This is a genomic window from Synechocystis sp. LKSZ1, assembly GCF_040436315.1.
In the GTDB taxonomy this organism is placed as follows: Bacteria; Cyanobacteriota; Cyanobacteriia; order Cyanobacteriales; family Microcystaceae; genus Synechocystis.
Genome location: NZ_AP031572.1, coordinates 228872 through 246947 on the forward strand (window position 1 = coordinate 228872; position 18076 = coordinate 246947).

The 18076-nt window shown below is 53.4% G+C and carries 15 protein-coding genes; 9 read left to right on the plus strand and 6 right to left on the minus strand.

The features are described from left to right. The first annotated feature begins 58 nt into the window (after nucleotides 1–58). Nucleotides 59–1216, plus strand: coding sequence for a bacteriohopanetetrol glucosamine biosynthesis glycosyltransferase HpnI (gene hpnI, locus ABXS88_RS01125; protein ID WP_353673365.1), 1158 nt, complete (start codon nucleotides 59–61; stop codon nucleotides 1214–1216). A 28-nt stretch (nucleotides 1217–1244) separates the two neighbouring features. Further along, on the plus strand, nucleotides 1245–2057 hold the full coding sequence (locus ABXS88_RS01130; RefSeq protein ID WP_353673366.1) for a creatininase family protein: 813 nt from the start codon (nucleotides 1245–1247) through the stop codon (nucleotides 2055–2057). Here the strand turns inward: ABXS88_RS01130 and recN are convergent. Beyond that, nucleotides 2041–3795 carry a DNA repair protein RecN gene (gene recN, locus ABXS88_RS01135; protein WP_353673367.1) on the minus strand — a complete coding sequence of 585 codons (1755 nt, stop codon included), beginning with the start codon at nucleotides 3793–3795 and terminating at the stop codon, nucleotides 2041–2043. The genes ABXS88_RS01130 and recN overlap by 17 nt on opposite strands. 280 nt (nucleotides 3796–4075) lie before the next feature. Between recN and ftsY the strand changes: the two genes are divergently transcribed. The 3 genes from ftsY to ABXS88_RS01150 are packed head-to-tail and all read left to right on the plus strand — an operon-like array spanning nucleotide 4076 to nucleotide 7441. Then, the gene (ftsY, locus tag ABXS88_RS01140; protein ID WP_353673368.1) at nucleotides 4076–5464 is read left to right on the plus strand and encodes a signal recognition particle-docking protein FtsY; all 1389 of its coding nucleotides are present in this window, start codon (nucleotides 4076–4078) and stop codon (nucleotides 5462–5464) included. 8 nt (nucleotides 5465–5472) lie between these two features. Beyond that, entirely contained in the window at nucleotides 5473–6369 is an 897-nt protein-coding gene (locus ABXS88_RS01145) for a lysophospholipid acyltransferase family protein (RefSeq protein WP_353673369.1), read from the plus strand. Next, the gene (locus tag ABXS88_RS01150) at nucleotides 6362–7441 is read left to right on the plus strand and encodes a RuBisCO accumulation factor 1 (protein ID WP_353673370.1); all 1080 of its coding nucleotides are present in this window, start codon (nucleotides 6362–6364) and stop codon (nucleotides 7439–7441) included. Before ABXS88_RS01145 ends, ABXS88_RS01150 begins: the two co-directional genes overlap by 8 nt. 35 nt (nucleotides 7442–7476) lie before the next feature. Here ABXS88_RS01150 and hpt read toward each other — a convergent pair whose 3' ends face one another. Beyond that, on the minus strand, nucleotides 7477–8001 hold the full coding sequence (gene hpt, locus ABXS88_RS01155) for a hypoxanthine phosphoribosyltransferase (RefSeq protein WP_353673371.1): 525 nt from the start codon (nucleotides 7999–8001) through the stop codon (nucleotides 7477–7479). A gap of 49 nt (nucleotides 8002–8050) precedes the next feature. Here hpt and ABXS88_RS01160 point away from each other — a divergent pair, with 49 nt between their 5' ends. Continuing rightward, a complete protein-coding gene (locus ABXS88_RS01160; RefSeq protein ID WP_353673372.1) occupies nucleotides 8051–9190 on the plus strand; it encodes a GTP-binding protein in 1140 nt (379 codons plus the stop codon). Nucleotide 9191: 1 nt separating this feature from the next. Here the strand turns inward: ABXS88_RS01160 and ABXS88_RS01165 are convergent, their stop codons facing one another. The 3 genes from ABXS88_RS01165 to gltB form a co-directional block, all read right to left on the minus strand. Further along, on the minus strand, nucleotides 9192–9947 hold the full coding sequence (locus ABXS88_RS01165) for a slipin family protein (protein WP_353673373.1): 756 nt from the start codon (nucleotides 9945–9947) through the stop codon (nucleotides 9192–9194). A 74-nt stretch (nucleotides 9948–10021) separates the two neighbouring features. Then, on the minus strand, nucleotides 10022–10324 hold the full coding sequence (locus ABXS88_RS01170) for a DUF29 domain-containing protein (RefSeq protein ID WP_353673374.1): 303 nt from the start codon (nucleotides 10322–10324) through the stop codon (nucleotides 10022–10024). Nucleotides 10325–10425: 101 nt separating this feature from the next. Further along, complete coding sequence (gene gltB / locus ABXS88_RS01175; RefSeq protein WP_353673375.1) at nucleotides 10426–15018, minus strand: glutamate synthase large subunit; 4593 nt, start codon at nucleotides 15016–15018, stop codon at nucleotides 10426–10428. Nucleotides 15019–15350: 332 nt separating this feature from the next. Between gltB and ABXS88_RS01180 the strand changes: the two genes are divergently transcribed. Next, nucleotides 15351–16091, plus strand: coding sequence for a DUF561 domain-containing protein (locus ABXS88_RS01180; protein WP_353673376.1), 741 nt, complete (start codon nucleotides 15351–15353; stop codon nucleotides 16089–16091). Between the two features lie 86 nt (nucleotides 16092–16177). Here ABXS88_RS01180 and queA read toward each other — a convergent pair whose 3' ends face one another. Further along, entirely contained in the window at nucleotides 16178–17281 is a 1104-nt protein-coding gene (gene queA / locus ABXS88_RS01185) for a tRNA preQ1(34) S-adenosylmethionine ribosyltransferase-isomerase QueA (RefSeq protein ID WP_353673377.1), read from the minus strand. Nucleotides 17282–17416: 135 nt separating this feature from the next. On the opposite strand from queA, the gene ABXS88_RS01190 reads away from it, so the two are divergent. After that, a complete protein-coding gene (locus tag ABXS88_RS01190; protein ID WP_353673378.1) occupies nucleotides 17417–17551 on the plus strand; it encodes a hypothetical protein in 135 nt (44 codons plus the stop codon). Between the two features lie 4 nt (nucleotides 17552–17555). Further along, a complete protein-coding gene (locus ABXS88_RS01195) occupies nucleotides 17556–17948 on the plus strand; it encodes a hypothetical protein (protein ID WP_353673379.1) in 393 nt (130 codons plus the stop codon). The last annotated feature ends 128 nt before the right edge of the window (nucleotides 17949–18076 follow it).

The following is an 18076-nucleotide window of genomic DNA, read 5'->3' on the forward strand; positions in this document are numbered from 1 at the left end:
GTTAGTACAATCTCTGGGTTTACTGAATCCTTGTGTCGTGTTTTAGGAGCTTGCCTCTTTGCTAAATCCCGTTGATGCCCTCTCCCTACTCTGTCTTCTGCCCATCCTGGGAGGAGGGGCCTATTCGTTGCTCACGCCCTTCACCACTCAACGGTTTTTGGCCCGCCCTTTGTCGGCATCAGATTTTCAGCCGCCGGTGACGGTACTGAAGCCCGTCCGGGGCCTAGAAAAGGATCTGAAGGTTAATCTCCGTTCCATGGCCCTGCAGGACTACCCCGACTATCAAATTATTTACGCTGTCCAAGACCCCCAGGATCCGGCCCTGCCGTTGTTACAGGAACTCCAGGCTGAATTTGGCCCAGAGAAAGTCACCGTCGTTGTTGAAAACATTCAGGCCGGGGCCAATGGCAAAGTGAATAATCTACTGGGGGCCCTGACCCAGGCCCGCCATGAGGTCTTGGTCATCAGTGATAGCGATACTGTTGTGCGTCCCGATTATCTCAAAACCATCGTGGCTCCCTTGGCCGACCTCCAGGTCGGTTGCGTTTGCACGCCCTTCAAATTAATTCAGGCCGAACGCTGGTTTGAAAAACTGGAACTCCTGGCTATTAATACCGACTTTATGCCCAGTGTTCTTTTTGCGGAAGTGACAGGGGCCTCTAAGGCCTGTTTGGGCCCGTCCCTGGCCCTGCGTTGTTCTACCCTGGAGGCACTAGGTGGCCTGGCTAGCTTAGCAGATTATCTAGTAGAGGATTTTGAACTGGGCCGCCGAGTTTGGACGAATGATCAACAGCTTGTGCTCCTACCCTATTTCATTGAAGCGGTGGTGGACTTGGCTAATAGCCGCGATTGGTGGCGCCATCAAGTCTACTGGGATCAAAATACCTATCTGGCCCGGCCCTGGGGCTTTGCCGCCACGATTATCATTAAAGCGGTTCCCTTTGCTCTGCTACTGGTAGCCCTGCGCCAAGGGGATGCTCTCAGTTGGACGATTTTGGCCGTGACCCTAGCCCTGCGAATCTTAAGCGCTCTAAGTGTGGCCTGGCAACTAAAGGACTGGGAAAGTATCCAGGCCCTGCCCTGGTTACCCCTGCGCGAGGCCCTGGCTATCATTTTTTGGGCCTTGGCCTTTTGTCAACGGACAGTGACTTGGCGAGGCGTTCAATTTAAATTGACGACCCACGGCAAAATGGTTCCCCTGAACCTAGACTCGTAAACTCGTTTTTTTATCGCTGGTCTTGACCATGTTTCACGGTTTTATTCCCCCAGAGCGTTACTTTGCCTACCTAACCTGGCCAAGGGTTCAAAATTTGCCCGATAAGGCCAATACGGTGATCATTCAACCCATTGGAGCCATTGAACAGCACGGCCCCCACCTTCCTTTAATCGTTGATGCGGCCATTAGTGGTGGTGTCCTTGGTCAGGCCCTGGCCCAGTTAGCCCCCGATATTCCGGCCTACGCGCTTCCCCTGTTGTACTATGGTAAATCTAACGAACACCACGGCTTTCCTGGCACCATCACCCTCTCGGCGTCAACACTCCTGGCTATCCTGGGAGATATTGCCGACAGTCTCTACCAATCGGGTTTTCGCAAGTGGATTTTAATGAACTCCCACGGTGGCCAGCCCCAGGTGTTGGAGATTGCAGCGCGGGATCTGCACCAAAAATATCCGGATTTTCAAATTTTCCCCTTCTTTACTTGGCAAGTCCCCCACTGTGCGGCCCAACGGCTTTCCCCCCTGGAGCTAGCGCAAGGCATCCATGCGGGAGATGCAGAAACCAGTCTGATGATGGCCCTCCTGCCCCACCAGGTTGATTCTGAGCAGTTAGTTAAAGAATATCCCCAGGGCCTGCCCGAGGGCCTGTTAAGTCTAGAGGGCCAACTGCCCTTTGCCTGGTTAACCCGCGAAATTAGCCGGAGTGGTGTGATCGGCGATGCAACCACGGCCACTGTTGAAAAAGGGGAGCAACTCCTGTCCTCCTTAGCGGCAGGCTGGGTACAGGCCATTACCGAGGTTTATCATTTTCGTCCCCTAGGGATTAAGGCGATAGACTAGACATCTTGCGACGGGCCGTAGCTTTTTTGAGTAACGAGGCCGCAAAGCTGAGGGCCTCCTGGGCGGAATGGCCCCCGGCGAGTTGGGCTAATTCTTCCTGGCGGCCCTGGGGACTATCAAGGGCCGTAATCCGAACGACGGTACGTAGTTCCGAGGCCAGGTCAATAGCACTCTCTGATGGGGCCGCTTCCAATAGGGTTTTATCCACCCGGAAGTGGACATCGGCTAAGGCGGCGACTAAGGGCTGGTGAGTCACACACAGTACCTGTTGGCTCTGGCTCAACTGGTGGAGTTTATCGGCAATGGCCTGGGCCACCTTCCCGGAAACCCCGACATCAATTTCATCAAAAACCAGAGTTTGCTGGGGGACCGTGGCGCTAAAACAGGCCTTCAGGGCCAGTAAAAAACGACTCATTTCTCCCCCCGATGCCGTGGCGGCCAAGGGTTGCATCTTTTCGCCAGGATTGGGACTAAAGTAAAAAACGACCAGGTCGGCCCCGTGAGCGGTGGGGGTAATGGCACTGAAGTGACAAGCAAACATCACTTTTTCCATGGCCAGGGGTTTGAGTTCCTTTACCAACTGGGTTTCCAATTGTTGGGCCGTTTTTCGCCGCAGGGCCGTTAACTGCTGACAGGCCCGGCCAAGGGCCTGCTGGGCTTGGTCGTAGGCCTGCTCTAGGGCCTCTAGGGACTGGGGGTCACTGGTCAGGTCTAGCCACTCCTGCTCGATCTGGTCTCGGTAGCTGATCACCTCGACTAAGCTGGGCCCGTATTTACGACAGAGGCGTTTGAGCAGTTGAACCCGTTCTTCTACCTCCCCTAAGCGCTGGGGGTCAGCCTCCAAGCGGTCACCGTAGGTATTGAGCTGTTGTCCTGCTTCTACCACCTGGGTCAAGGCCTCCTGCACCATAGTCAGGATGGCGTCTAGCTGGGGATCGTAGCGGCCCATTTCCTGCAAAATCGATTCGGCCTGGGCCAAAAGATCCGCTACCGCCGTTTCGCCCCGGTCATTTTGGTACAAGAGTTGATAGGCCTGGTAACTTAATTGCTGGAGTTCGACCACATGGGATAAGCGTTCCTGTTCCTGGGCCAGGTGTTCAGCTTCATCGGAGTCTACCAAGGCCGCCCCCTGGAGTTCCTGACGTTGGTAGGCTAACAGATCCAGCCGTTGCAGACGATTTTGCTCCGATTGACGACGTTCCGCCAGGGCCTGCTCCGCTTGGGCAAAGGCCCGGTAGGCTGCCTCAACCTGCTGACGTTGTTGAAATAGCGGGGATCCGCCGTACAAATCCAAAAGCTGACGTTGCACCGTACTATCCATCAGTTGGACGGTTTGGCCCTGGGCCGTTATTTCCACCAGTTTGGCCCGCAATTCTCCGAGCAATTGACGATTGACAATGGCCCCATTGACGCGGGAACGGGAGCGGAGACTATCCCCAACCCAGCTTAATTCCCGACTACAGACTAAGTCTTGGTCTTCTAGGGGTTCAATGGCCCGTTCTTGGAGCCAATGGTACAGAGACTCAGAAACATCAAAGCTCGCTTCCAGGAAGGCCCGTTGACAACCTTGACGAATGACTTGGCCCGTTGCCTTACCGCCCAACACCAGATCAATCGCATCTAGGATGATGGACTTACCCGCCCCAGTTTCGCCGGTCAGAACATTGAGCCCCGCCTGAAAGGTAATATCTAGACGGTCGATGAGGGCAAAATTTTCAATATGAAGGGAAGACAACATAGTGCGGTACCAGTACCCATCGTCATTCCATGGGGAGACTAGCCTCCTAGATTACCATGGCCCTCCTAAAGCCGCTGGCGAGCAGAGGATTTTTCTTCCCGTGATGCCTTTCTATCCCGACCCTGTGCTCAAGGCTTCTATCCCTGCTTGACCGGGTTTTTGGAGCGCTTGAATACCCTATCCGCTACACTCTACAGTATATCTACCCCGCGTTTTATCCCTGTACTAGAGTGACAGGGTCTTTTGGATGGCGCCGGGTAACCTCACCCTGTCAGATTCTATGTTTAATTGGTTCCGCCGCCAGTTTGGTAATGCTCCCAGTAGCGAAAACGATACCGCTCCCCCGCCCCCAGCAGCGGCCCCCAGCCCAACGGAGGAGGAGACTAGCCCAGCGGCGGCCACGGAGCCAGACGCCTATCTAACCTGGGCCAAGGAAGCCTATAAAAACATTCAAGAACGCAAGGCCCAGGAGGAAGCCCCTACCGAAACCGAAAGTCTAGAAGAAGCCGCTCCCTCAGAAGTCGCCATTCCTACAGAGGAAACCGCAACCCCAAGGGGCCCGGCTTGGCTCCAGCAGTCCGACCGATTAGAGGTACTGAAGGAAACCGCTGTGGAGGCCGCCACGATTGATGCGCCCCTCTTGGCAAATGCCGATGCCGTTGGTTTGGATGATGATTTTGTGTGGTCGGCTAAGGTGCTGGCGGCCCAGGGCCGTTCTGCCCAGGAGGTTTCCGAGGAGGAAATAAATTGGCTGAGTAAACTCCGTCAGGGCCTGAGCAAGACTCGGCGCAGTCTGGTTAATCAGCTTAAATCCGTCGTCGGCCAAGGCCCCCTCAACGAAGAGGCCGTCGAGGAAATTGAGGCCCTGTTGCTCCAGGCCGATGTGGGCGTCGAAGCGACGGAATACATTATCGAAATTCTGCAAAACAAACTCCGCCAGGAAACCCTGCCACCGGAACAGGCCATTGAATTTCTGAAGCAAATTCTGCGGAATATTTTAGACCAGCCCCTGCAAACCCTCACCAAGATTGACTTTGTTCCCGAACCCAATTGTCTCAATATCTGGCTCCTGACAGGGGTTAACGGGGCCGGTAAAACTACGACTATCGGTAAACTGGCCCACCTGGCCCAAAAATCCGGCTACAGCTGCTTAATTGCGGCAGCGGATACTTTCCGGGCAGCGGCAGTGGAACAGGTGAAGGTATGGGGAGAACGGAGCGGGGTGACGGTAATTGCCAATCCGGGTAAAAATAGCGATCCAGCGGCGGTTGTCTTTGACGGCATTACAGCGGCCCAATCCCGCAATATCAATTTATTACTCGTGGATACGGCGGGCCGTCTGCAAAATAAAAAGAATTTAATGGATGAATTAGCCAAGATTCGCCGCATTATCGATAAAAAAGCCCCCCAGGCCGAAGTAGAATCCCTGCTGGTACTGGATGCGACCTTGGGCCAAAATGGCCTGCGTCAGGCCGAGGTCTTCGCAGAGGCGGCTAAGTTGAGTGGCGTGGTTCTGACCAAACTCGATGGTACAGCCAAGGGAGGCGTGGCCCTGGCCGTTGCCAAGCAGTTAAACTTACCGATTCGCTTTATTGGCGCTGGGGAAGGCATTGAAGACCTCCGGCCCTTTTCCAGCTACGAATTTGTCGAAGCGCTCCTCAACGGCTAGAAGCAAGCATGATGCCTAAAAATCCAGTGCCCTACAGTGGCTGGTCTTTAACGGAGCGCGACCCCGAAACCATTGCGGCCCTGATGCCGGCCTGGGAATGGTTCTATCGTTACTATTTCCGGGTGCAGACCGGTGGCTGGGAGAATATTCCCGAGGGCCGAGTGCTGTTTGTTGGCTCCCACAATGGCGGCCTGACCGCTCCCGACATGGTGATGATGATCTATGACTGGTTTCGACACCAGGGCCTGGAACGGCCGATTTATGGTCTGATGCACCCCACGGTCTGGAAGATGAGTCCCAGTCTGGCGGAACTGGCGGTAAAGGTCGGGGCCATCCAAGCCCATCCCAAAATGGCCCTGGCCGCCCTGCACAAGGGGGCTAGTGTTTTGGTGTATCCTGGCGGAGCCCAAGATGTTTACCGGCCCTTTAGCCAGCGTCACCAGATTTACTTTGCTGGCCGTAAAGGCTTTATTAAAGTGGCCCTGCGCGAGGGAGTGCCCATTGTCCCGGCCATTTCCGTCGGCGCCCACGAAACCTTTTTTGTGATGACCGACTGTTACGAACAGGTCAAATTCCTCCACGAGTTGGGCATGCCTTGGCTGTTGGGGGTTGATCCGGTGGTCTTTCCGGTCTATCTCGGTCTACCCTGGGGCCTGGCCCTTGGCCCCCTGCCCCACTGGCCCTTGCCCCTCACCATGCACACTCGTATTGGCCGACCCATTTGCTTTGAACGCTACGGGATCCAGGCGGCCCACGACCGAGATTACGTTGATGCTTGTTATCGTTTGGTGGTGGCGCGGATGCAGGCGGATCTAGACCAACTGGTGGCCGAAACCCAAACTTGTCCCCTAGCGAACGGCTTCCCCCTATCGAGTCTCTTGAAAACTCCCATTACCCATGAATGAAGCTTCCTTAACGCCCACTGCTCCCCTATCCGATGAAGCGACTGCCGCGCTATTCCAGGCCCTGCTCCATAAGCAAGGGTCTTGGGTCGATTGGGGCCATGCTTGTCAGCAACTGCAACGGGCCGGCCTGAGTGCCGACCGGATTTTTGAAGAGACGGGTTTCCAGAAAGTCCAACAAAACTTGATCATCGTAGCCGCCCAAGTCTACGACAGCCTGGTAAAAGGGGCCGTTGAGGAAAGTGTTTTGGCCTATTACCTCGGCCCCAAAAGTGACGTGCTCTACGAGCTACGGATTCTCAACCAGGAACAACGGGTATTGGTGGCCATCGAGGCTCAACATCACAAACTAGAAGCAGACGGGGCCAAAGAACTAGCCCGGGCCTTCCAAGAATTTGCCTACCTTTCCCAATTACCGACGGGGTTTAGTCATCATCCTGGGGATGCCCTCGCTTACCAGTGCTGGAAACTGGCCCGCCAGAAACGAGACCTCGGAGAACGGACCCGACTGATCGCCAAGGGCCTCAAGTTTGCCCATTCCGCCTCGGCCCGGGCTGCTGTGGAACAACTACTCACGGATATGACCCAGGCCCCTACGGCCAAGGCCCCGCTGATTCCCCTCTACCGATTGGAACAGGATGAAGCGATACCCCGCCTCGTTCCTGTCGTAGGCACCTTGCCCCTCACGGCCGAGGCCCTGAAACAAGTGGCCCCCATCCAGTCTGAGGAACCCTTTGGAGTAGTTACCTATGAAGGGACTGGGGCCCTCGCCCCAATTCCCGGTTGGCAAGCGGTGTTGACGGCCACTGACCCCGTGGTGATTTTTTGTCAAAGTGGTGAAGTAGCAGAATCCCTCAGCCATCAATCGGAGTTGGTATTGGTTGTGGTTGACCGGGCCAAGACCGACTGGAATGACAGTAGCTATTTTGTGATCGATGGGGATGGCCAAGTGGCTATCCGTTGGGCCGCAACCCCTTTAGCAGAAACTATTCTGGGCCAGGTAATCGTTGTTCTGCGTCCAAAACGCATTTTTGATGAAAATAACCTGCGCGAACCCTGGCAAATGGATGATTAGGCCTGTTTTGGGATACCGGCCGCCTGGATCAGGGCCTAGGCCAAAGTATAAATTGCCGGTAACTGGCGGTATTGCTCATCAAAATCTAAACCATAGCCCACAACAAACCGATCGGGGATGGCCTGGCCAATGTAGTCGATGGGAACCGTCACTTGACGGCAACTTGGTTTGTCCAGTAGGACGCAAACCTTGAGGGAGCAGGGATGATGAGCCTGGAGTTGAGCCAACAGGTGGGCCAGAGAGCGTCCCGTGTCGATAATGTCCTCGATCACGAGCAGATGCTTACCTAGAATTTGCTCTGCGGACAGGGCCTGGATAGTTACCACCGTGCCGGAACTTTGCTTTCGAGGGCCATAGCTGGCCAGTTGCACAAACTCGATCCCGGCCACAGGGGTTTGCAGAGCCCGCAGGAGGTCGGCGGCAAAGAATACCGCCCCTTTTAGGACAACAACTGCCGTCAGGCTTTGGCTGTTGTAATCCTGGTCAATTGCTTGGGCGAGGCGTTGAATAATGGCGACAATTTCAAGAGTGCTGAGTAGGGGGGTCAGGGAAAGCGTCATTGGAAATTTTTGATAGGATGGAGATCATTTACCTAAAATGCTAGATCCTATGCAGACTGTTGCTCAAACCGTAGACACTCCTCTTCACACCCCTAAGCACGGGTTGCCCGTCACCATCATCACCGGGTTTTTAGGCAGTGGCAAGACAACACTTTTAAACTATATTCTCAGCAATCAACAGGGATTAAAGACGGCTGTTTTAGTTAATGAATTTGGTGAAATCGGCATCGACAATGAGCTGATTATTGCCACCGGAGACGACATGGTTGAACTCAGCAATGGCTGTGTCTGCTGTACGATTAACGAAGATTTAATTGCCGCTGTTTACAAAGTTCTAGAGCGGCCCGAAAAGGTTGATTACCTGGTGGTTGAAACAACAGGACTCGCCGATCCACTCCCCGTTGCCCTAACTTTTTTAGGAACGGAGTTAAGGGATATGACCCGTCTGGATTCCATCATTACTTTGGTAGATTGTGAAAATTTCAGCCTAGATTTATTCAATAGCCAAGCAGCCCAGAGTCAGATCACCTATGGTGACATCATTGTTCTCAATAAAACGGATTTAGTCGATGAAGCGGATGTAGATGCCCTAGAAGTCCGAATTCGGGATATGAAAGAATCTGCTAGAATTCTACGCACCCAGAAAGCCCAGGTTCCCTTACCCCTGATCCTCAGCGTTGGCCTGTTTGAATCGGATAAATACTATCAACCTAAAGCGGAAAATCATGCCCATGATCACCATAATCACGGGCATCATCACCACGACCATGAGTGTACAGCGGAGTGTAACCATGACCATGAGCATCACCATCATGACCATAGTCACCATGATCACGGGCATTCTACGACCGCTGGCAATAACCATCTAGAAATGGACGGCTTCACCTCCCTATCCATTGAAAGTGATAAACCCTTTTCGATTCGGAAGTTTCAGTATTTTCTTGATAATCAACTGCCAAGCACAGTCTTTCGGGCCAAAGGCATTCTTTGGTTTGAAGAAAGTCCTAAGCGCCATATTTTCCACCTCAGTGGCAAACGCTTTAGTCTGGAAGATGATGACTGGAAAGGCCAGCCGAAAAATCAACTAGTACTCATTGGTCAAAACCTTAACCATGAGCAACTCAAGCAACAAATTGAACACTGTTTCCTCATTCCTTCTCCCAAACGGGGTAAGGGCTTTGGCAAATAGGTCAAGATTTTTCTGACTTGAGATGGGAAAATGCCGTCACCAATTCCGAGGGAATCATAATAATGGTGGCGGTATTATTTTCGGTGCCGATTTCCGTTAGCATTTGTAATCGTCGGAGTTCCAAAGCGGTGGGATTGGCTGCCATAGTTTCCGCTGCTTCGGCTAGGTTTTGCGAGGCTTCGTTCTCAGCGGCCGCTTTGATTAATCTGGCCCGTTTTTCTCGAACCGCTTCGGCTTCCTTGGCCATGGCCCGTTGCATGGAGGAAGGAATTTCCACATCTTTCATTTCAACCCGTTCGATCTCAATGCCCCAGGGTTCAGTAATTTCATCCACAATCTGCTGAACGGTTTGGTTGATTTTGTCGCGATTCTGCAAAACATCATCGAGAATATTTTGGCCCACGACATTGCGGAGCGTAGTCATAGCAGTCTGATAAACCGCCAGACGATAATCTTCGACGCGATTGATGGCTTTAGAGGGGTCTAAAATACGATAGTAGAGAACCGCGTTGACCTTGATGGTGACACTATCGGCTGTAACCGTCTCCTGGGGGGCAATATCAACGGTTTTGGTACGAATATCAATTTTAATTTTTTGGTCAACGACTGGCATGATCCAATAAAGGCCTGGCCCTTGAAGACGACTTAAGCGGCCCAGGCGAAAGATAACCCCTCTTTCATATTCTCGGTCTACCTTGAGACCACTACAAAAAACGGCCAGAAAAGCGATTATCAACGAACTAAAAACTGGTTCCATGGCTCCCGCCTAAGACTTAGCTGAAGATCCCTCGCTAGGTTTAATTATAGAGGTTTCTTTTGGTGTGTTGACCGTCAGAATAGGGCAAATTTTAGGCCGGGATTCCGCCTTAGCAATTTGGCGAGGGCCGTTCGTTGGGCCCGAATCGTAGCCCGCCAACTATTGGTTTGTTTCCAGTGCTGGACTTGCCACTTCAGCAAATGAGCAATTAGTACTGTCAAACGTGATTCTAACTGGTCATAGTGGCGATTACCCAAATCTTGAATCTCCTCTACCAGGTGCTGTAAGTCCAATTGTTCAAATTGTTTTTGAGCTAGGAGTTCGGCCTGGTGCTGGGCCCAGGGATAAAAGTCTTGGTCATAGAGAGCACTAGTCATAAACTGTTCCACCGCCAGATATGGCTTTTGTTTTTTGTATTGCCTCCTGTCCCAGAATAAGGCCGGAGTATCACGAAGAGACCCCAGCCTGAATCTTGTATTTAACTGCCCCCAATGCGAGCCACGTCCTGAGCATTGGCTTCAAAGGCCACATTCAGGGCCTCATCCCCACTTAGGCCGGTTTCCAGGGCCTTTTTAATGGCCTGGAGTACCCGCTTATAATCTCGGGGCATGACTTTCACAAACTTGGCAAGATTGGCCTCCCAATGGTCTAGTACGGCTTTGCCTTTAACACTAGCGGTGCAATCAACGTGCTTCTGGATCAATTCCCGCAGATCGGCAATTTCCTCTGGGTCTTCTAGGGCTTCCAGCCCGACCATCGCTGGATTACAACGACTCGCAAAATCACCGCTTTCGTCCAGAATATAGGCCACGCCACCGCTCATGCCCGCCGCAAAGTTACGGCCCGTCGGGCCTAGGATCACGACCTGGCCACCAGTCATATACTCACAACCATGGTCACCCACGGCTTCCACCACGGCCTTGACACCGGAATTGCGGACACAGAAACGTTCACCGGCCATGCCGGAAATATAGGCCTCGCCACTGGTAGCCCCGTAAAGGGCGACGTTGCCGGCAATGATATTTTCGGCGGCGACAAAGGTGGATTCTTGAGGCGGATAGACGATCAGTTTGCCACCGCTCAGGCCCTTACCGAGATAATCGTTGGCATCGCCTTCCAGCTTGAGAGTTACGCCCTTGGGCACAAAGGCCCCAAAGCTCTGGCCCGCACTGCCTTGGAAATGGAGTTGGATGGTGTCTTCGGGCAGGCCCTCCCAATGACGCTTGGTGATTTCATGGCCGAGAATGGTGCCGACGACCCGGTTAATGTTTTTGATGGGTAGAGTCGCTGTAACTTTTTCTCCTTTTTCAATGGCCGGTTGGCACAAATCGAGAAGAACCGTCATATCTAGGGATTTTTCCAGGCCATGATCCTGAGGCATCTGACAATAGCGACCGACTTCTGGGCCAACTTCCGGCTGGTGCAGAATCGTTGAGAGGTCAATGCCCTTGGCTTTCCAGTGGTCAATGGCCTGTTTCGGCTCTAGGACATCGGTACGACCTACCATTTCATCCACGCTGCGGAAACCGAGTTGGGCCATAATTTCTCGCATTTCCTGGGCAATGAAGGTCATGAAATTGACGGTATGGGCCGGGTCGCCAGTAAATTTGGCCCGTAGTTCAGGGTTTTGGGTGGCAATGCCTACGGGACAGGTGTTGAGGTGGCAGGCCCGCATCATGATACAGCCCAAGGACACCAGGGGAGCGGTAGAAAAGCCAAATTCCTCTGCGCCTAGCAAGGCCCCGATCACCACATCCCGGCCGGTTTTCATCTGACCATCGGTTTCGACCACGATCCGAGAACGCAAATTGTTCAGTACCAAGGTTTGGTGGGTTTCTGCCAGGCCCAGCTCCCAGGGCAGGCCCGCGTGTTTAATCGAAGTCTGGGGAGAAGCGCCGGTGCCACCGTCATAGCCGGAAATCAGCACGACATCGGCATGGGCCTTGGCAACCCCCGTAGCAATGGTTCCCACCCCGACTTCTGAGACCAGTTTGACGTTAATACGGGCCGCTCGATTGGCATTTTTCAGGTCGTGGATCAGTTCCGCCAGGTCTTCAATGGAATAGATGTCGTGGTGGGGCGGTGGCGAAATCAAACCCACCCCAGGAGTCGAGTGACGCACCTTGGCAATCCAGGGATAGACCTTTTTGCCCGGCAGTTGGCCCCCTTCTCCCGGTTTGGCCCCCTGGGCCATTTTGATCTGGATTTCCTTGGCCTGGGAGAGGTACAAACTGGTCACTCCAAAGCGGCCCGAGGCTACTTGTTTGATAGCGCTATTTTTGGAGTCTCCCTGTTCATTGGTCCAGGTATAGCGTTCTGGGTCTTCGCCCCCTTCGCCCGTGTTGGATTTGCCGCCAATGCGATTCATGGCAATGGCCAGGGCCTCGTGGGCCTCCTTGGAAATTGAGCCGTAGCTCATGGCGCCGGTTTTGAAGCGCTTCATGATCACCTCAACGGGTTCGACCTCTGCCAAAGGAATGGGTTGCCGTTGTTTAAAGGCGAGCAGGCCTCGCAGGGTAAAGAATTTTTGGTTCTGTTCGTTGACCAGGCCTGCGTATTTTTTATAGAGGTCGTAGTTATTCTCCCGCACGGCCCGTTGCAGGGTATGGATGGTCTCAGGGTTAAAGAGGTGCTCTTCTCCATCCTTGCGCCACTGGTATTCGCCGCCCACCTCCAGGGTCTGGGTATCACCAGGACGCGGGGCAAAGGCATGGTGATGACGTAGCAGGGCCTCTTCGGTCAGGACGCCGAGGTCGGCCCCCTGGATACGAGAAGCGGTCCAGGTAAAGTACTGGTCAATCACGGATTTATTCAGGCCAATCGCCTCGAAAATCTGGGCACCGCGATAGCTCTGAATGGTGGAAATACCGATCTTGGAGGCGATCTTGATCACCCCCTTGGTGGCGGCCTTGATATAGTTTTGACAGGCTTTTTCTAGCTCTACTCCCGGTAATAACCCATCGGCGATCATGCCCGCAAAGGTATCAAAGACGAGGTAGGGATTAATGGCCCCGCAACCGTAACCCAGGAGTACTGCATGGTGATGCACTTCCCTGGGTTCCCCGGATTCTAGAATTAGACCGGCGCGGGTACGGGTTCCCTGACGAATCAGGTGGTGGTGCAGGCCAGCGACAGCCAACAGGGCCGGGATGGCCGCTTGCTCGGCATTGACTTGGCGATCACTCAAAATGATCAAATTAATACCTTGGGCAATGGCCTGATCTGCTTGGGCAAATAACTGGTTAAGGGCCGCTTCAAGGCCCGCCGCTCCGCTTTGGGGGTCAAATAAAATGGGCAGAGTGATGGCTTTGAAATGGTCTTGGTCTAGGGCCTTGAGCTTGGCTAGGTCTTCATTGCTGAGAATCGGGGTCTTGAGGCCGATCAGGCGGCAACTCTCGGGCTGGGGGTCAAGCAAATTACCTTCGGAGCCGATGGTTGTTTCGGGAGAGGTAATAATTTCTTCCCGGATAGAATCAATGGGAGGGTTCGTGACCTGGGCAAAGAGTTGTTGGAAATAGTTATAGAGTAATTTAGGTTTATCGGAAAGAACCGCTAGGGGGGTATCGGCCCCCATGGACCCCACTGCTTCCACCCCATCTCGGGCCATAGGGGTCAACAACAGCCGCAGTTCTTCAAAGGTGTAGCCAAAGGCCCGTTGTTGTTGCAGGAGGCTCAAGGAAGAGTCCGGGCCGGAGGCCGTAGGAGGAGCCGGCAGTTGGGCCAGAGATAGTAGATTATCCTGAACCCACTGGGCGTAGGGTTGGGCGCTGACAATCTCCTGTTTAATTTCTTCGTCGGCAATGATGCGGCCTTGATCCATATCCACTAAGAACATGCGGCCGGGTTGGAGGCGGCCTTTTTCGAGGACTCGCTCCGGCTCAATCGGTAAGACCCCAGCTTCCGAGGCCATGATCACCAGATCATCCTTAGTGACGTAGTAACGGGAAGGGCGCAGGCCATTACGGTCAAGGACGGCCCCCATGCGACGGCCATCGGTGAAGGCAATGGACGCCGGGCCATCCCAGGGTTCCATTAGGCAGGAATGGTATTGATAAAAAGCCTTTTTCTCAGGACTCATCGACTCGTGGGCCGCCCAGGGTTCGGGAATCATCATCATCACTGCGTGGGGCAGAGACCGGCCGGCTAGGTATAAAAGCTCTAGGGCATTGTCAAAAATGGTGGAATCACTGCCCTCCCGATTAATCACGGGTTGGACTTTCTGCATATCGGCTCCAAAGAGCGGCGATTCAAATAGGGATTGCCGGGCCTGCATCCAGTTAATATTGCCCCGCAGGGTATTAATCTCGCCGTTGTGGGCAATGTAGCGGTAGGGATGGGAGCGTTCCCAGCTGGGAAAGGTATTGGTACTAAAACGAGAATGCACCAGGGCCAGAGCGCTTTCCATGTCTGGGTCGTGCAGTTCGGGATAGTATTGCCCTACCTGGACTGGCATCAGCATCCCCTTATAAACCAGCGTCCGGGCAGAAAGGCTGGCCACGTACCAGTAGCGATCAATCTGGGGAACTCGAATGGCATTGTGGGCCAATTTGCGAATCACAAAAAGCTTACGTTCAAAGCCCAAATCATCCGTTAAATCCGAGGGCCGAGCGATAAACACCTGTTGCATAAAGGGTTCACTTTGTCTGGCCGTGGCCCCCAAGGAGCTATTATCCGTGGGAATATCCCGCCAGCCCAACACGGTCAGGCCTTCCTGCGCTACTACCCCCTCAAAGAGCCGACGGGCTTCCATTCTGGCCTGAGGATCAGGGGAGCCATAGAGATTGCCCACACCATACTGGCCAAGCTGGGGCAGCTCAATCCCCACGGCACCGGTGGCTTTCTCTAAAAAACGATGGGGAACTTGCATTAAAATCCCAGCCCCATCACCGGTATTGGCCTCACAGCCACAGGCCCCGCGGTGGTCGAGGTTCAACAAAATAGTCAGGCCCTGCTCAATAATCTCGTGGGAAGTCTTTCCCTTCATCTGGACGATGAACCCAACGCCGCAGGCATCATGCTCAAACTGCGGGTCGTAGAGTCCTTGGGCGGGGGGAAAGTGCTGATTATTCATAGGGCCAATTCAACAAAGTAAAGGAAGCGGTGGGGTTAGGATCTATTGAGGCGTGAAATGGAGCGTGCCATGGTGCAACCGTTGTTCTAACCCCTAGTTTTTGAATTGTAGCGGCGGTTCTGGATAAAGGCTTCCTTCCTTAATGAAAGTATTCAGTGTTAGTCAAAATTTCCTGAATTAGCGGGGAAATCGTTGCCTAGCAGACGAAATTTTGCGGTCTTGTCAGTTCCTAACAGGAGCAGTAAAGTTGCCGGTTTCAACCCAGGGACAGGGAACCCCCTCATCCGTCCCCTATAATGGGGGGTTATCCAGAATTTCGATACTAGTTAGCTATGAGTCTTCTTTCCCTACAGAACGCGCTCCGTCAGCGTCAGGCCCTTAAAGTCATTAGCGGCCTCAATAATTTTGATATTGAAAACGTGAGTGCCGTAGTACAAGCCGCCCAGGCCGGCGGGGCCACCTTCGTCGATATTGCAGCAGATCGCCAAGTAATTCGTCAGGTGCGTCAACGGATTGATCTACCCATCTGCGTTTCCGCCGTAGAACCGCAGGCCCTGGCCGATGCCGTTGATGCCGGTGCTGACTTGGTGGAAATTGGCAACTTTGATAGCTTCTATGCCCAGGGCCGTCAGTTTGAGGGCCCCGAAGTGTTGGCCCTGACCCAAGCCACCCGTCAACTATTGCCCAACACCCTCCTCTCCGTGACGGTTCCCCATATCTTGGCCCTGGATGAGCAGGTTAAACTGGCGGAGGCCCTGGTAGAAGCTGGTGCGAATATTATCCAAACCGAAGGCGGAACTAGCGCAGCTCCCAACCATGCGGGTATCCTCGGCTTGATCGAAAAAGCGGCTCCTACCTTAGCGGCGGCCCATGCTATTTCTCGGGCAGTGTCGGTGCCAGTTCTCTGTGCTTCGGGCCTCTCTGATGTCACGGTGCCCATGGCCATCGCCGCTGGGGCGGCTGGGGTCGGGGTTGGCTCGGCCATCCATCAACTCAATGATCCCGTGGCCATGGTGGCTGTTGTGCGGAGTTTAGTCGAGGCCCTGGTTCCCCAAGGGGTCGTTGTGCGCTAGACTATCTCCATTAGTATTGATCTCAATTTACTAGTGTAATAGTATTTCGATCCTCCCATTTCTTTCGAGAACTGGGGGGAATTTTATTAGAGGCCCCCGGTTGGGCGAGCTGCTGGCAGAATTAACATGGCATCGCCCAAGGAATAAAAGCGATAGTGGGCCTGAATCGCAGTTTGATAAAGGGCCAAGAGGCGCTCGCGGCCAATCAAAGCACTCACAAGCATCAATAAACTCGATTTGGGTAAATGAAAATTAGTAATTAGGCCATCGACCACCCGCCATTGATAACCCGGATAAATAAATAGCTCTGTTTTCCCGGTATAGGGGTCTAAGTAACGGTCAGCGGCACTTGGATTGGTCTGGGCGGCTCCCTCTAGGCTCCGCACCACTGTTGTTCCCACAGCAATGACTCTGCCCCCCCTGGCCTTAGTGGCCCGAATCGCTTCTACGGTCTCGAGGGGAACATCGATCCATTCCTGGTGCATCGTGTGCTCTAGGATATTGTCTGTTTCCACGGGCCGGAAAGTGCCCACGCCAACATGGAGGGTCACGGTGGCCTGCTGAATGCCCTTAGCCTGGAGCGTCGCTAGCAGGGACTCCGTAAAGTGCAAGCCGGCGGTAGGGGCGGCAACAGCCCCCGGTTGTTCAGCGTAAATCGTTTGGTATTGGTCTGGGTTGGCCTGACGCTCAGTCACGTAGGGAGGAAAGGGAATTTCGCCGTAGGCCGTGAGGCAATCCGTCAGGCGTTGGCCAGGAGAGAGAGCAAATTGCAAAACCCGTCCCCCGGTGTTTAGATCGAGGTCAAGAACTCGGGCCCGAAGCTCTGGCCAAGAAGCACAATCTGCCAAGGGAGGAAAGTAAAATTCGGTGCCGACTTGGAAATGTTTACCCGGTTTGACTAAGGCCAACCATTGGTCAGGGACTTGCTCTTCTAGCAGAAGGATTTCCACCTGAGCACCGCTGGCTTTCCGGCCGTAGAGTCGAGCCGGAAGTACTTGGGTGTTATTGAGAACCAATAGATCTCCCGGCTGGAGCCACTGGGGTAATTCCCGAAAAATACTATGCTGATGTTCTTGGGGAGAAGTGACTACCAGCAAGCGAGAACTATCCCTTGGCGTAACCGGAGCCTGGGCAATGAATTGAGGCGGTAATTCGTAATTGTAACTGGCGAGCTGTTGGTCGAGAGTCATCAGTAAATTGGAAAAAGGGCCGTCCTTTATTATCGGCTATGCCGTTAACTTGACTGGACTTGGGGGATCTCCCCTAGGTAGGTTCGCCAAAAATGGGGAAAATGACGCTAGGGTCAGCCCTTGTGCTAACCGATAATGGAATTGAATTGGCAACAGGCCTGTCTCGTCCAGAGAAAGAAATTGGTCTTGATTTTCCCTTCAGGGCCTGATGGTCGTAAGGTTCTGGCCAAGAGTAAAGATGTTGCGGTTCCCACCAGCGGAGGGACATAATCCTATGCAAGAGTATCTTTTCTGGCTAGCCAATGCCAGCCTAACCCTGAGAGTAATTCATTACCTTTGCCAGGCTAAGACCTTCCAAGTTGAGAGCTTGACGGTTATTCACCAAATTAATGGCTGGGTGATTCGCCTCAAGGTTACAGGATTGGCCTCGGCCCAAACGGCCGGTGATCTATGGGCCTTTTTGTCAGAGCATGGCGTTCCCTACCAACGAGATATCCGACTCCAATTGGCTTTCTGGAATCTGGATTTGGGGGAATCCCCCCTTATGGTGATGCGTCGCTACCAATTGGCCATTGTGTCCCATGGCTCGCCCGACTGGAATGATATTGAAATCTTTCGAGAAGAATTTAAACGGGGCCTGGGCTATTGCCCCGAAACCCTAGCCTAGCCGTTTGATAGCAAATCTCTGAAGTCCGACTATACAACTCACCCTAATTGGGAGGATGGGTATGGGCAACGTGTAGAATCTTCGCTAAAAAGAGAATACCAACCCCTTCAACCCCACATGTCCCAGTC